The organism is Kosakonia sp. YIM B13571, assembly GCF_042788095.1.
Lineage (GTDB): Bacteria > Pseudomonadota > Gammaproteobacteria > Enterobacterales > Enterobacteriaceae > Kosakonia > Kosakonia quasisacchari.
In genome coordinates this window covers 59,929-74,869 of record NZ_JBHZPL010000012.1, presented here as the reverse complement: position 1 = coordinate 74,869, position 14,941 = coordinate 59,929, and the positions used below count along the sequence as shown (strand labels likewise).

The following is a 14,941-nucleotide window of genomic DNA, read 5'->3' as shown; positions in this document are numbered from 1 at the left end:
TGGGGTTGGGTCCCCGCTGAAATCGGCGAACCGAAGAGTGAATGGCAAGGTCTGGACGCCATGGATGGCGGCCAGAGGCGAAACGAGACAGGACGTCGAGTCGAGCCGACCGCAGACAGACGCTCGGGAGGTGAGCGTAGTGCGAAGCACCGATTTCCCGCGGGGTTGCGGGGATTGATAAGGGGGACGCAGTGTCCCCTTATCCCGTTCACAGCACGGGGGTTAATTAAAGTAACCCTTCTATTAATGAACGGAACCATTCCACCAAACTAAAAATAACTGATGCTGACAATGTTTACTCAACACGAGAGAGATTTAACAACAGATGAATTTGATCCCCTGACATAACGCGTTTTAAAAATGAAACAGCACCAGGGAAGCACACAATAAAAAGCGGACACCGGAAATTCCGGTCAAGAAGCTGAAGTAAAAAGCGGGGCAATTGCCCCGCTTCGTTTAACCTGATACCGAATTAACGGTATTTCTTGTGATACGTGTTGCGGGTATCAACAAACCCTTTAGCGGCGTCCTGCGCCTCTTTCACTTTGCCTTCGTTAGCCAGTTTCAGCGCGCCGTCGATCTGACCAACCAGCACATCAAAGCCGTGGCGGAAATCTTTCATCTCCGCGCTGTCTGCCGCTTTGCCTTCCAGTTTCGGCGGTGTCGCTTTTTGTGCATCTAATGCGGCGGTACGCATTTTGGTTAATGCATCTTTCATCTCGCCGGCGTCGCTGGTTTTCTGCACCACTTTGAGATTGTCATTCAGGGTGCCCATATCATCTTCAAGATCGGCGGCGAACACCGACGATCCAACAAACAACGATGATACAGCCAGGAGCGCTAACAGGTTTTTACGCATTGCTCACTTCCTTTTTTATTATTTACGCTAAAGGCGCAACTCTGTGCGCCACGGAGTTATTGTCCGGCGATTTTCATCTCCGGGAGTAATACTGAACCACACTGAATATTGCTACGGTGTTCGATATCGTCACCAACGGTAACGATATTACGCCACATATCTTTCAAATTTCCTGCAATAGTAATTTCGCTCACTGGATACTGGATTTCACCATTTTCTACCCAAAAACCGGACGCGCCGCGCGAATAATCGCCGGTAATGCCACTCACGCCCTGGCCCATTAGCTCGGTGACCACAAGCCCGGTACCCATCTCTTTCAGCATTTGCTCAAAGCTCAAACCGCGCCCGGCAATGCGCCAGTTATGGATACCGCCTGCATGCCCGGTGCTTTTCAGCCCCAGCTTACGCGCGGAGTAATTGGTCAGCAGCCACTGCATCAGCACGCCATCTTTGACGATATCGCGGCGTTCAGTACGCACACCTTCGCTGTCGAACGGTGAAGACGCCAGCCCTTTCAGCAGGTGCGGATGTTCTTCAATAGTCAGCCATTCAGGCAGAATTTGTTTGCCGAGATAATCCAGCAGGAACGTTGATTTGCGGTAGACAGAACCCCCGGCAATCGCGCCCACCAGGTGACCAAACAGGCCGGTCGCCACTTCGTGACCGAAAATCACCGGCGCTTTCATGGTCGGCAGCTTACACGGCGACAGGCGGGACAGCGTGCGCTTAGCACACTCTTCGCCGACCCACTCCGGCGTTTGCAGTTCGTTAATATCGCGGCTGATGGTGTAAGCGTAATCGCGCTCCATGTCGCCATTCTCTTCAGCAATCACGCAGCTCGACAAGGAGTGACGCGTTGAGCAGTAGCTTTGCAGCATGCCGTGGCTGTTGCCGAAGACTTTAATGCCGTAGTGGCTGTTGAAGCTGCCGCCTTCGGTATTATTAATGCGTTTATCCGCTTTCAGCGCCGCCTGTTCCGCGCGCGCGGCCCATTCAATGGCTTCATCGGGCGTCACTTCCGCCGGGTGGAACAAATCGAGATCCGGTGCCTCGAACGCCAGCAGATCTTTATCCGCAATACCTGCGTAAGGATCTGGCGAGGTGTAACGCGCGATATCAAGCGCCGCCTGCACGGTGCGGGCAATCGCTTCGGGGCTGAGATCGGTCGACGACGCGCTGCCTTTGCGGTTCTGGTGATAGACGGTTATCCCCAGCGCGCCATCGCTGTTAAATTCGACATTCTCCACTTCGCCGTAGCGCGTGCTAACGCCAATCCCGGTAGTTTTACTGACAGCCACTTCCGCACCGTCCGCTTTTCCGGCGGCTAATTCCAGCGCGGTGGAAACCGCCTCTTCCAGCGTTTTGCGTTGTTGTGCAACTTGTGTGATTACTTTCATCGCCAATGCCATAATTAAGGGAGAGAATCTTTGAAGTCTAACAGAGAACCGTTTTTCAGTGCGCGCCTTAACTGGTAACATTAGCCTCTTTTTTAAGGAGCCTGAGATGACAAAGCAGCCCGACGACTGGCTCGACGACGTGCCCGGTGATGATATTGAAGACGAAGATGATGAGATCATCTGGGTCAGTAAGAGTGAAATTAAGCGCGATGCTGAAGAGTTAAAGCAGCTCGGCGCGGAAATGGTCGATCTTGGCAAAAACGCGCTGGATAAACTCCCGCTCGACCAGGATCTGCGCGACGCCATTGAATTGGCGCAGCGCATTAAGAAAGAGGGTCGCCGCCGTCAGTTGCAGTTGATCGGTAAAATGCTGCGTCAGCGCGATGTCGATCCGATTCGCCAGGCGCTGGATAAGCTGAAAAACCGCCACAACCAGCAAGTTGCTTTTTTCCACAAACTGGAGCAGATCCGCGATCGCCTGATTGAAGAGGGTGATGATGCGGTGCCAGAGGTGCTGAACCTGTGGCCGGACGCTGACCGCCAGCAGCTACGTTCGCTCATCCGTAATGCGAAGAAAGAGAAAGAAGGTAACAAACCGCCGAAATCCGCGCGTTTAATCTTCCAGTTTCTGCGTGAACTGGCCGAAACCAGCGAACAGTAATCGCACTGTGCTAACCCTCTCCTGCGGGAGAGGGCTTTTCCCGCTTCCCCTTTCTTCTTCATTTATTACCTCATTAATGCTTGCATGATTTTAGCTGAATCGTTAAAGCTAAAATCATCCACCATCACATATTTCTCGCCTCTATAGCTTTCATTTCATAGATAAATGCGATCAATACGCGCTTTTTACGTTCTCTTTAGCGCTCATTTTCACCAAATGAAACAGATCACATTTTCTCTGCTGCGCAAAACGTAGATTTCAGCCGTGGTACAGATAATCGATTCAGCTAAAAAGGACGAAATAATGAAAAAAACAGTAATGCTTTCCGCACTTGCCCTGCTTGTATCCGGCCAAGTGATGGCGAAAACCTGGGTGCTGACAAGTGCTGAAGGCGGTATTGAGCAGGGAAACTGGCGGATCAGCAGCGATCAGCTGAACATCAAAGACCAGCAGTTCAGCATTGAACAGGTGGTGCTGCACGGCGGTAAACAAGAAGGCAGCAAAGTCATTAAATTGAGCAGTAAAAACGGCCTGACTATCGCGCTGAGCCCGACACGCGGCATGAACTTGCTCTATGCCGACGGTTTTGGCGTACATATGGGCTGGAGCTCACCGGTAAAAGAGGTAGTGAACCCGGCATTTATCAACCTGGAAAGCCGTAACGGCCTCGGCTGGCTGGAAGGTTTCAACGAAATGGTGGTGCGCTGCGGTTACGAATGGACCGGCCATCCGGTAACAGCAGACGGGCAGATTTACACCCTGCACGGCAAAGCGGGCAACACGCCTGCTTCGCAGGTTTCCGTCGATGTCAGCGAAACCGCGCCGTATGAAATTCGCATTCGCGGGTTAGTGAAAGAGAGCACTTTTAAAAAAGCGGATCTGCAAACGGAAATGGAACTGCGCTACATTCCCGGCAGCAACAGTTTCAGTCTGCATGACGTGCTGACCAACCACGCTGACTACCCGCACGATTACCAGATCATCTACCACAGCAACTTCAGCAAGCCGATTCTTGAGCAGGGCGCGCGCTTTATTACGCCGTATGAAAACGTCAGCCCGTTCAATGATTACGCCAAAAAGGGGCTGAAAGAGTGGCAAACTTACGCCGGGCCGACCAAAGGTTTCGACGAAATGGTGTTTAATATCAAGCCGCTGGCCGATGCCAGCAAACAGACTGTCGCGGCATTGCTGAACAAAGCCGGGGACAAAGGCGTGGCGATTAGCTACAACACCGAACAGTTGCCGGTGCTGACGCTGTGGAAAAATACCGATACGGAAAAACAGGGTTACGTGACCGGTATCGAGCCGGGCACCAGCTACGCCTATCCGGTGACCATTGAACGCGAGCAAAAACGCGTGAAACAGCTACAACCAGGCCAGAGCACCCGCTTCGATTTAACCTATACGCTGCTGCACAACAGCGGCCAGGTAGCTGAAGTAGAGAAACGCGTGCAGGAAATTCAGGGCAGCAAAACGCCGCAGTCCATTGAAACGCCAATGGCGAAAGAGTAACGCACAGGCATAAAAAAACCGCGCCAGGTTTCGGGCGCGGTTTTTTATTTTGCTTATTTCAATCAGGCGTTTTCAGCAGCGAGCTGCGCTTTTTTCGCCAGTCCATCGAGCAGTTTCTGGTGGATCCCGCCAAATCCGCCGTTACTCATCACCAGAATGTGATCGCCCGGCTGCGCGCTTTTGACAATCATATCCGCCAGCGTATCGATATCCGCACTCCAGTGCGCAGGCTGCACGCAGGCATCCACCACTTCCGCCACTTGCCAGGGAATATGCGGCGGTTGCAGCAGATACACCTCGTCAGCGCGTCCCAGCGACGGGGCCAGATCGTCTTTGCAGATGCCCATTTTCATGGTGTTTGAGCGAGGCTCCAGCACGGCGATGATTTTCGCGGTGCCGCCCACTTTACCGCGCAGCGCAGCGAGGGTTGCCAGGATTGCTGTCGGGTGATGAGCAAAATCGTCATACACCGTAACACCATTGGCTTCGCCACGCAGTTCCAGGCGACGGCGCGCGTTGATAAAAGAGTCCAGCGCCTTCGCCGCATCTGCCGGGGCAACACCGACATGGCGCGCGGCGGCAATCGCCATCAGGCCATTATGCATGTTGTGTTCGCCCACCAAACCCCAGTTCACCTGACCGACGCGTTCGTTATCCAGCCACACTTCCCAGTTGGAGGCGTCGGTGTTCAGTTTTTTCGCCTGCCAGTGGCCCTGCTCGCCCACCAGTTCCTGCTCGCTCCAGCAGCCCATCGCCATCGTCTGTTTCAGGTTGATGTCGTTTTCTGGCCAGATGATTTTCCCCTGCCCCGGCACGATACGCACCAGGTGGTGGAACTGTTTCTGGATCGCTTTCAGGTCGTCGAAAATATCCGCGTGGTCAAACTCAAGGTTATTGAGCACCAGCGTACGCGGGCAGTAATGGACAAATTTGGAACGTTTGTCGAAGAAGGCGCAGTCATATTCATCGGCTTCAATCACGAAGAACGGACTTTCGCCCAGGCGCGCAGAAACGTCAAAGTTGCCCGGAACGCCGCCAATCACAAAACCCGGTTTATAGCCGCAGGCTTCAAGGATCCAGGTCGCCATGCCGGCGGTAGTGGTTTTACCATGCGTACCGGCAATGGCGACAACCCAACGGTCGCGCAGCACAAAGTCATGCAGCCATTGCGGGCCAGACATAAACGGAATGTTCTTTTCCAGCACCGCTTCCACACACGGGTTACCGCGCTTCATCACGTTGCCGATGATGACCAAATCCGGCGCGGGAGAGAGCTGGCTTGCGTCATAACCTTCAATCAGTTCAATCCCTTGATTCTCAAGCAGCGTGCTCATTGGCGGATAGACACTGTCGTCCGAGCCCGTTACCTGGTGTCCCAGCGAGCGCGCCAGCATTGCCAGCCCGCCCATGAAAGTGCCACAAATCCCCAAAATATGAATGCGCATTCGTCATTATCCTTTCCTAAACTGGCGCACATTTTACCCATATGTTTAACCGCAGAGAAATGCATTTCAGGATAATCCGTATGTAGCTGGCGCGATTCACCTGTGCGCGGACTTTTGAATGTTTGTTAGTATTGTTGCATGACCTTCGCGTTTTCGTTTGCGAAAGCTCTGGCTGTTACGGTATCAGCTGTTTAATATCCGGAACTTGCTGTGAGCAGCAACCTGAAAACCACAGGCTACAATCGCTTTACTCCATCATGAAAAATGCAGGGAAAGTGTTATGAAAACGTTAGGTGAATTTATTGTCGAAAAGCAGCATGAGTTCTCGCATGCAACGGGTGAACTGACTGCTTTGCTGTCGGCGATAAAACTGGGCGCCAAGATCATTCATCGTGATATCAATAAGGCCGGCCTGGTCGATATCCTGGGTGCAAGCGGTGCTGAAAACGTGCAGGGCGAGGAGCAACAAAAACTCGACCTGTTCGCGAATGAAAAACTGAAAGCCGCACTCCGCGCCCGCGATATCGTGGCTGGGATCGCCTCTGAAGAAGAAGATGAGATCGTCGTTTTCGAAGGCTGTGAACACGCGAAATATGTGGTGCTGATGGATCCTCTGGATGGTTCCTCCAACATCGACGTTAACGTCTCCGTCGGGACAATTTTCTCCATCTATCGCCGCGTAACGCCAGTCGGCACGTCGGTGACCATGGAAGACTTCCTGCAACCGGGCAACAAGCAAGTCGCCGCTGGTTATGTGGTCTACGGTTCGTCCACCATGCTGGTTTACACCACCGGCTGCGGCGTACACGCCTTCACTTACGATCCGTCACTCGGCGTGTTCTGCCTGAGCCAGGAGCGTATGCGTTTCCCGGAGCGTGGCAACACTTACTCCATTAACGAAGGCAACTACATCAAATTCCCGCAGGGTGTGAAGAAATACCTGAAGTTCTGCCAGGAAGAAGATAAAGCGACCAACCGCCCTTACACCACGCGCTACATCGGTTCGCTGGTGGCGGATTTCCACCGTAACCTGCTGAAAGGCGGGATTTACCTCTACCCAAGCACCGCCAGCCACCCGGAAGGGAAACTGCGCTTGCTGTACGAATGCAACCCGATGGCTTTCCTCGCTGAACAAGCGGGCGGTAAAGCCAGCGACGGCAAAAACCGTATTCTGGATATCCAACCGGGAAGTCTACACCAGCGCCGTCCGTTCTTTGTCGGCAACGAACATATGGTGGATGACGTAGAACGCTATCTGCGTGAGTTCCCGGACGCCTAATCGGCCGAGGAAAATGAGAAAAGCGCCACAATCGTGGCGCTTTTTTTTAGCGAACGAACGTGCGTTTTACGCGCACGGATACCAGGAAATAGGGGATCCAAATCGCCGCGCTTACGGCATTACGCAGCAACGGCTTAACGTTATCGTAGACGTAAGGCAGATCCATAAACTGATGTGCCAGCACTAAATCCATCCCGTAAAACGCAAGCCAAAGCAGCAGAAAACCGATGTAACAACGCGGAAGCTGACGCTTTTTTCGAAAGAACAGGCTCGAAACGAACAATGTGTAGGCAAACATCGCCACAAAGAAAACCAGTTCGAAAATAAGCAGCCCTTTCTGCCCTGCGACGAACGCGCCGTCGTTCTCCATCAGTTCCTGGACGGTCGTGTTGATTGATACAACAATCGTCAGCAGAGAGAGCACCAGCGAGATCGCCGGCACAAACAGCCAGCCGCGAATTTTTTTAAACTCGCGCGCCTCGCACTCCGCGCAGAAATCACTCTCTTTCAGCGCGTCCTTATCGCATTGAATACACGTTCCCATGTTGTTGCCTTTTGTTATCCCTGTGCCTGTAAACGGAATGAAGCCATTGCCTGCAACAGCTCGCGCGACTGCTCTTCCAGCGAACGGGTCGCTGCAGAAGATTGCTGCACCAGCGCCGCGTTTTGCTGCGCGGTTTCATCCATCTGGCTAACGGCGATATTCACCTGCTCAATACCGCGGCTCTGCTCCTGCGATGCATTGGCGATTTCGCGCATGAGTTTGGTCATTCGCAACACTTCTTCGGCGATTTCGTCCATCGTTTCACCGGCCTGCATCGCCAGATCGCTGCCTTCAGAAACCTGCGCTTGAGAGCTGCTGATAAGCGTCCGAATCTCTTTCGCTGACTCGGCGCTGCGGCTGGCAAGGTTACGCACTTCGCCAGCAACCACCGCAAAACCGCGCCCTTGTTCACCCGCTCGGGCGGCTTCAACGGCGGCGTTCAGTGCCAGGATATTGGTCTGGAAAGCAATGGCGTCAATTACGCTAAGAATGTCGGCGATACGATCGGAACTGGTAGAGATATCGCGCATTTTTTCAATAACATAGCAGACCATTTCGCTGCCGCGATCGGCGGTATCGGAAACGGTCTTCGCCAGTTTGTGCGCCTGCTCGGCGTTGTCGGCATTGAGTTTCACCGTGGCGGTGATCTGCTCCATGCTGGCTGCGGTTTGCTCCAGCGATGTGGCGGTAGATTCCGTACGCTGCGACAAATCGACGTTGCCCGCCGCTAACTCACGACTGCCGGTATCAATTTGTGAACTGGCATCGCGCACGCGGGTGACCGAACCCACCAGTGACTGACGCATCTCTTCGATGGCCGCATTCAGCCGATTAAATTCTTTGCTACTGACGTCGGTTTTCAGGTAGGTCAAATCCCCTGCCGCCACCTGTTCCAGCTGCTGAATAGAGGTATCCAGCGGCTTCAGCAGCAAATGGCGCAGCGCCAGCCAGGCCAACACAATAATCCCGGCCACCAGCAATGCCACCACCAGAATCAGCAGCATAACGCCGTTTTTACTGCTCTGAACGGCGCTCACTTCCGCTTTGCCGCGCACTTCGCTCCATTTCTGGAATGCCTGCATGTCGTTGTCGAACTGGCGGGAGATAGGGATCAGTTTGTTTTCCAGCAGGTCGTAGTAGGCATCTGCACTCTGTTGGTTTAGCGCATCCTGCATCGGTTTAATGCCCTGATTGACATAGTCGCCGTAGCTTTTCGCCAACGCCGCCAGCAGCGCAGACCCTTGCTCGTCATCGACACCTGCGTTGATGACACCAGCAAGCGATTGCTCACCGTGTTCAATTTCGCCATTGATCATTTTCACCGATTTAGCTGCATCATCCAGCAAACCGACTTCCATCATGCGAACGGCCTGGCCCGCTTCATTACGCGCGCGCAGAATCAGCGTGTAGCCTTCACTCAGGCGCGCCATCTTTTCGCCCTGAAGTTGGCTAATTCGCTCCAGCGATGAGGAACTTTTATTAAGTGCATAAACTCCGATGCCACTGACGAGCAGCAGGAGAAGCGTCATAACAGCCAGTAAAGAAAGTAAACCAGTACGGATCGAAAGCGTTTTAAGCATGATGTGAATCCCGGTAGCAGCGATACTTTTTGGCGTAAATTAAGCCGATTCGTCAGTTATCGACCGCTACCGGAATTACTTTAGGGAAAAATAGCCATTTCAATATGTTATTACTTTGTTGCCGTTGTGCTAACGCGCGTAACAGGTGAGTTTTGGCGGTTCTCCCACAGTACGATTAAGCCACGTTGCAACGCGATAAAAATAAACAACAGAATGCCGATGGCAATCTTTGTCCACCAGGAGCTGAGCGTGCCGTCGAAGTTAATGTAGGTCTGAATAAGCCCCTGAATACCCACACCAAACAGCGTGCCGAGCACCGTGCCGACACCGCCGCTAAGCAATGTACCGCCAATCACCACCGAGGCGATGGCATCCAGTTCAACCCCAACGCCCGCCAGCGCGTAACCCGCCTGGGTGTAAATGGAGAAGACAATCCCCGCCAGCGTCGCAAGCCCAGTGGAAAGCATATAGATACGAATAGTGGTGCTACGCGTTGAGATACCCATCAGATTCGCGGAAGTGGCATTACCGCCAATGGCGTAAACTTCGTTGCCAAAGCGAGTGCGGTGCGCGAGGAAAATACCGATCACCACCACGAATAGCATCAGCAGCCCCATCGCGCTCAAACGCCCGCCGCCGGGGATCATCCACGCCAGGCTCGAGAGCGAATCATAAATGGGGTGATTAATCGGAATCGACTCTTCCGACAGCAGGTAGCTGACGCCGCGCAGGAAAAACATTCCTGCCAGGGTAATGATAAACGCCGGGATTTTTAACGCGTCGATCAAAAGCCCCATAAACGCGCCAAACGCGGTGCCCATCAGCAAAATCAACGGGAACGCCAGCAGCGGCGAGATACCCCAGTCGCCAATGGCTTTCGCCAGAAAAACCCCAGTGAAGGCGATTACCGAGCCGACGGATAAATCAATGCCGCCGGAGAGGATCACAAAGGTCATACCGACGGCGATAATCCCCAGAAAGGCATTATCCGTCAGGATGTTACAAATCACTCGCGTCGACGCAAAACCGGGGAACTGCGTCAGGCAGTAGAGATAGCCGAGCACAAACACGCCCAGCGTTATCATCAGCGGTAAATTACGTTTTATCATGACCGCGTACTCCTTTAATCAGCGCGATAAAGCGCGGCGACTGAACAATCAGTACGCACATCACCACCACCGCTTTCACCACCTGGTTGAGTTCCGGCTGGAAACCGGAGAGCAAAATACCTGTGTTCATACCCTGAATAATCAGCGCGCCCACCACCGACAGCACAAGGTTAAAGCGCCCGCCCATCAGCGAACCGCCACCGATAACCACCGCCAGAATCGCGTCCAGTTCAAGCCACAGCCCGGCGTTGTTGGCATCCGCCCCGCGAATGTCCGCCGCGACAATCACCCCGGCTATCGCCGCGCAAACACCGCTCAGCACATAAGCCAGCATCACCACTACGCGCGTATTCACGCCGGCGTTTTTCGCCGCACGAATGTTGATGCCCACCGCTTCAATAAACATACCGAGGGCGGTTTTGCGGGTGAACAGCCAGAACAACACCAGCGTCACCAGTGCGATAATCACCGGTGTCGGAAACAGCAGCAGCGAACCGCTGCCCAGCCATGCCAGCGACGGGGCGTTAAAGGTGACAATCTGCCCGGAGGTGATCAACTGCGCGACACCGCGCCCGGCGACCATCAAAATCAGCGTGGCGACAAACGGTTGGATCTTCAAAATCGCCACCAGAATACCGTTCCACAACCCGGCCAGCACGCCGGTACCAAGCGCCGCCAGCAGCACTACCGTCAGGCTGTGCCCGGCGACCGTTAACGACGCGGCCGTCGCCCCGGCAATTGCCATCACCGCGCCGACCGACAGATCGATACCGCCAGTGGCAATCACCAGCGTCATACCAATCGCCAGCAGCGCCACCGGCGCAGCGCGGTTAAGAATGTCTATCGGGCTGCCGAACAGGCGACCATCCTGTAACACCACCTGATAAAAATGCGGCGCGACCAGGCTATCCACCACCAACACCAGCAGCAGAGCAATCAGCTGCGGCGTTCCGGTCGGCCAGTTAAAACGGCGCTTTGGCGGCGTCGTTTGGCCAAGTGATTGAGGCATCACACTTTACTCCTTACGCCGCAATGGCATTCATGATCGCCGGAACGGACAACTCAGCGAGCGGGATCTCCGCCACCTGTTTACGATCGCGCATGATAATCACCCGATCCGCATAGCCAACTAACTCTTCCAGCTCGGAGGAGATAACCAGCAATGCAAGGCCATCGGCACAGAGGGTTTCTATCAGGCGAATGATCTCCGCATGCGCGCCCACATCGATACCGCGCGTCGGCTCATCGAGGATCAGGAATTGCGGGCGCGTCAGCAACCAGCGCGAAAGCAATACTTTCTGTTGGTTGCCGCCGGAAAGAAACTCAATCGGCTGCTCGGCGCTCGGTGTGCGGATGCCAAGCTGGCGAATAAAGCGCTCAGCAATGGCGTTCTGCTCTTTGCGCGGGATTGGCCGTAGCCAGCCGCGCTGCGCCTGCAACGCCAGCACGATATTTTCCCGCACCGACGCGGCGGCAATAATGCCGTCGGTTTTCCGGTCTTCCGGGCAAAAGCCGATGCCCAGACACGAAGCCTGGTGCGGAGAACGCAAAGATTGCGGCTTGCCTTTGATGGTCGCGCTGCCGCTGTCGGCAGGTTTGATGCCAAAAATCACTTCAGCGGTTTCGGTGCGCCCCGAACCTAACAAGCCAGCCAGACCGACAATTTCACCGGGGCGCACTTCCAGATCGAACGGGGCGATCACCCCTTTTTTGCCGTAACCATTGAACGCCGCCACCGGTTTTTCACTCAGCAACGTGCGCCCGGCGCGTTGCAGCGCGTTACTTTCCAGCTCACGGCCCAACATCATTTTGACTAGCTCGATTTGCGGCAACTCGCTGGTAGGTTTGCAACCCACAAATCCGCCGTTGCGCAGCACGGTGATACGGTCGCTAACGTCATACACTTGATCCAGAAAGTGGGTGACGAAGATCAGGCTGACGCCCTGATCGCGCAACTGGCGCATCAGGGTAAACAGCATCTCCACTTCCTGGGTATCGAGGCTGGCGGTGGGTTCATCAAGGATCAACACTTTGGCGGAGAGATCGATGGCGCGGCAAATTGCCACAATCTGCTGCATCGCCACCGAATAGCGGTTGAGCGGCTCGCGCACATCCAGCGAGAAACCGTAGGATTCCATCAGTTCAGCCGCGCGCGTTTCCATCTCTTTACGACGCAATAAACCAAAACGTCGGGGTTCGCGGCCAATAAATAGGTTATCTGCCACCGACATATTCGGCAGCAGGTTGACTTCCTGGTACACCGTCCCGATGCCGAGTTGTTGCGCATGGGCAGTATTTTTCGGATTGATTTGCTGGCCTTCCAGCCAGATGGCGCCTTTATCGGCGTGGTAAACGCCGGTTAACGCTTTGATTAGCGTCGATTTCCCCGCGCCGTTCTCCCCGAGCAGGGCCATGATTTCGCCGCGGCGCAGGCTGAAATCCACGTTATCGAGCGCTTTTACGCCGGGAAAGAATTTACTTAAGCCTTCGGTACGCAGGATTTCCTGGTGTGCTTCCGCGTTCATTGTTGACCCCTTACACATTTACCCTCTCCCCGCCGGGGAGAGGGTTTTTGCGACTCAGTAACCCATGTTTTTCTTTTTCTCTAACTCCTCTTTCGCCGTAGCCGGCAGATAGAGTGTCGATTTGGTAATGGTCAACTTCGGCGGCAGGGTGCCGTCTTTTTTGAATTTCTCCAGCGCGTCGAACGCCGGGCCAGCCATGTTTGGTGTCAGCTCGACGCTGGCGTTTGCTTCGCCGTCGATCATCGCTTTGTAGATATCCGGCACGCCGTCGATAGAGCCGGTCAAAATGTCTTTGCCCGGTTTCAGGCCCGCTTCTTTGATAGCCTGAATCGCACCGATCACCATGTCATCGTTGTGGGCGTAAACCATGCAAATATTTTTGCCGTTGTTTTCCGCCTTGATGAAACTCTCCATCACCTCTTTACCTTTACTGCGGGTAAAGTCACCAGACTGAGAACGGATGATTTTGATGTTAGAGGCTTTCGAAATGGCTTCGGCAAACCCTTTTTTACGATCGATAGCCACGCTCGCACCCACAGTGCCTTGCAGCTCAACGACGTTACACGGTTTGCCCGCAACGGTTTTCACCAGCCATTCGCCAATCAACTTACCTTCAAGGATGTTGTCGGCGGTGACGGTAGTCATATAAAGCGACTTGTCTTTGACATCAATGGAGCGGTCGAGCAAGAACACCGGGATTTTGGCGTCTTTGGCTTCTTTCAGCACAGGCTCCCAGCCTGTCGCCACCACCGGCGCGATAAAGATAGCGTCAACGCCCTGAGCGATGAAGGAACGTACCGCTTTGAGTTGGTTTTCCTGTTTCTGCTGACCGTCAGCAATTTTCAGCGTAATGCCACGCTTGCTGGCTTCGCTTTTCGCGACGTTGGTTTCAGCGGCTCGCCAGCCGGATTCAGATCCGACCTGCGAAAATCCTACGGTTAACGGGGCGGCCATCGCCATAGACGACATGGCTGCCGAAACTGCTGTGACAAGAAGTAAGCGCTTCCACATAAGAGCATCCTCGAGGGTTATTGTTGGCTACAACTTCGCCTGCGGGAAAACTATAGACAATCGAGGATGTAACAGAATGCGTTACATCACAAATCGGAAAAGTGAATGAATTGTTGATGACCAGTTGCGATCTGGCGCGCGAAAAGCGCCGTTTTAATTCACCTCTTTTATCCATTGAAATTGCAGAAATTTACTGCAGGACAACGTGAACGGAGTTTCGCTGTAATCGGTTACATAAAATTATTGATTATGCTGCTATGGTTATGGATAAAACTGTCAAAAATAAGTGTCAGTAAGCGTCTGAAAATGTGTGAGCACGTTAAAACAGCCCAAGACATTCACCGCCAGTTGGCTATAATACCCGGCACTTGTTTGCCACACATTTTAAAGGAAACAAACATGAGCTTACTGAACGTCCCGGCGGGTAAAGATCTGCCAGAAGATATCTACGTTGTTATCGAAATTCCGGCTAACGCTGACCCGATCAAATACGAAGTCGACAAAGAAAGCGGCGCGCTGTTCGTTGACCGTTTCATGTCCACCGCGATGTTCTATCCGTGCAACTACGGTTATATCAACCACACCCTTTCGCTGGATGGTGACCCGGTGGATGTGCTGGTGCCGACGCCGTACCCGCTGGAGCCAGGCTCTGTGATCCGCTGCCGCCCGGTTGGCGTGCTGAAAATGACCGACGAGTCTGGCGAAGATGCCAAACTGGTTGCCGTTCCGCACACCAAACTGAGCAAAGAGTACGATCACATTAAAGATGTGAACGACCTGCCGGAACTGCTGAAAGCACAGATCACGCACTTCTTCGAGCACTACAAAGATCTCGAAAAAGGCAAATGGGTGAAAGTGGACGGCTGGGACAACGCTGAAGCGGCTAAAGCAGAGATCATTGCCTCTTTCGAGCGCGCAGCGAAGAAATAATCCGCTTTATCTGAAAAAAGCCCTGGTATGCGTTATGCAGCCAGGGCTTTTTTTCGCCTTGGCTTTATGGGCTGTCGGCTTAATGACCG

The 14,941-nt window shown here is 53.7% G+C and carries 13 protein-coding genes; 4 read left to right on the top strand and 9 right to left on the bottom strand.

All coding sequences use genetic code 11. The features are described 5' to 3' along the window. Positions 1-472: 472 nt before the first annotated feature. Together cybC and pmbA are read right to left on the bottom strand one after the other, a co-directional pair. Positions 473-859, bottom strand: a complete 387-nt coding sequence (cybC, locus tag ACFX4O_RS20970; protein WP_131407320.1) for a cytochrome b562 — start codon at positions 857-859, stop codon at positions 473-475. A gap of 56 nt (positions 860-915) precedes the next feature. After that, complete coding sequence (gene pmbA, locus ACFX4O_RS20965) at positions 916-2,268, bottom strand: metalloprotease PmbA (protein ID WP_380211051.1); 1,353 nt, start codon at positions 2,266-2,268, stop codon at positions 916-918. Between the two features lie 94 nt (positions 2,269-2,362). Here pmbA and yjgA point away from each other — a divergent pair, with 94 nt between their 5' ends. Together yjgA and ACFX4O_RS20955 are read left to right on the top strand one after the other, a co-directional pair. Next, positions 2,363-2,917 (top strand): ribosome biogenesis factor YjgA, encoded by a 555-nt coding sequence (yjgA, locus tag ACFX4O_RS20960; protein WP_131407316.1) that lies wholly within the window; start codon positions 2,363-2,365, stop codon positions 2,915-2,917. A gap of 303 nt (positions 2,918-3,220) precedes the next feature. After that, a complete protein-coding gene (locus ACFX4O_RS20955) occupies positions 3,221-4,429 on the top strand; it encodes an aldose 1-epimerase family protein (RefSeq protein ID WP_380211049.1) in 1,209 nt (402 codons plus the stop codon). A 62-nt stretch (positions 4,430-4,491) separates the two neighbouring features. Here ACFX4O_RS20955 and mpl read toward each other — a convergent pair whose 3' ends face one another. Next, the gene (mpl, locus tag ACFX4O_RS20950; RefSeq protein ID WP_380211048.1) at positions 4,492-5,874 is read right to left on the bottom strand and encodes a UDP-N-acetylmuramate:L-alanyl-gamma-D-glutamyl-meso-diaminopimelate ligase; all 1,383 of its coding nucleotides are present in this window, start codon (positions 5,872-5,874) and stop codon (positions 4,492-4,494) included. Between the two features lie 280 nt (positions 5,875-6,154). Between mpl and fbp the strand changes: the two genes are divergently transcribed. After that, complete coding sequence (gene fbp / locus ACFX4O_RS20945; protein WP_165501874.1) at positions 6,155-7,153, top strand: class 1 fructose-bisphosphatase; 999 nt, start codon at positions 6,155-6,157, stop codon at positions 7,151-7,153. A 46-nt stretch (positions 7,154-7,199) separates the two neighbouring features. Here fbp and ACFX4O_RS20940 read toward each other — a convergent pair whose 3' ends face one another. The 6 genes from ACFX4O_RS20940 to ytfQ all read right to left on the bottom strand — a co-directional run bounded on the left by ACFX4O_RS20940 (position 7,200) and on the right by ytfQ (position 13,922). After that, on the bottom strand, positions 7,200-7,697 hold the full coding sequence (locus tag ACFX4O_RS20940; RefSeq protein ID WP_131407308.1) for a DUF2569 domain-containing protein: 498 nt from the start codon (positions 7,695-7,697) through the stop codon (positions 7,200-7,202). A 14-nt stretch (positions 7,698-7,711) separates the two neighbouring features. Next, on the bottom strand, positions 7,712-9,277 hold the full coding sequence (locus ACFX4O_RS20935; RefSeq protein ID WP_131407306.1) for a methyl-accepting chemotaxis protein: 1,566 nt from the start codon (positions 9,275-9,277) through the stop codon (positions 7,712-7,714). 110 nt (positions 9,278-9,387) lie between these two features. Further along, positions 9,388-10,386 (bottom strand): galactofuranose ABC transporter, permease protein YjfF, encoded by a 999-nt coding sequence (yjfF, locus tag ACFX4O_RS20930; protein ID WP_380211044.1) that lies wholly within the window; start codon positions 10,384-10,386, stop codon positions 9,388-9,390. Beyond that, on the bottom strand, positions 10,373-11,398 hold the full coding sequence (ytfT, locus tag ACFX4O_RS20925; protein ID WP_165501873.1) for a galactofuranose ABC transporter, ATP-binding protein YtfT: 1,026 nt from the start codon (positions 11,396-11,398) through the stop codon (positions 10,373-10,375). The genes yjfF and ytfT overlap by 14 nt, the downstream gene beginning before the upstream one ends. A gap of 10 nt (positions 11,399-11,408) precedes the next feature. Next, positions 11,409-12,911, bottom strand: coding sequence for a galactofuranose ABC transporter, ATP-binding protein YtfR (ytfR, locus tag ACFX4O_RS20920; RefSeq protein ID WP_380211042.1), 1,503 nt, complete (start codon positions 12,909-12,911; stop codon positions 11,409-11,411). Between the two features lie 54 nt (positions 12,912-12,965). Continuing rightward, positions 12,966-13,922, bottom strand: a complete 957-nt coding sequence (ytfQ, locus tag ACFX4O_RS20915) for a galactofuranose ABC transporter substrate-binding protein YtfQ (RefSeq protein WP_380211040.1) — start codon at positions 13,920-13,922, stop codon at positions 12,966-12,968. A gap of 399 nt (positions 13,923-14,321) precedes the next feature. Here ytfQ and ppa point away from each other — a divergent pair, with 399 nt between their 5' ends. Next, on the top strand, positions 14,322-14,852 hold the full coding sequence (gene ppa / locus ACFX4O_RS20910; protein ID WP_008460444.1) for an inorganic diphosphatase: 531 nt from the start codon (positions 14,322-14,324) through the stop codon (positions 14,850-14,852). The last annotated feature ends 89 nt before the right edge of the window (positions 14,853-14,941 follow it).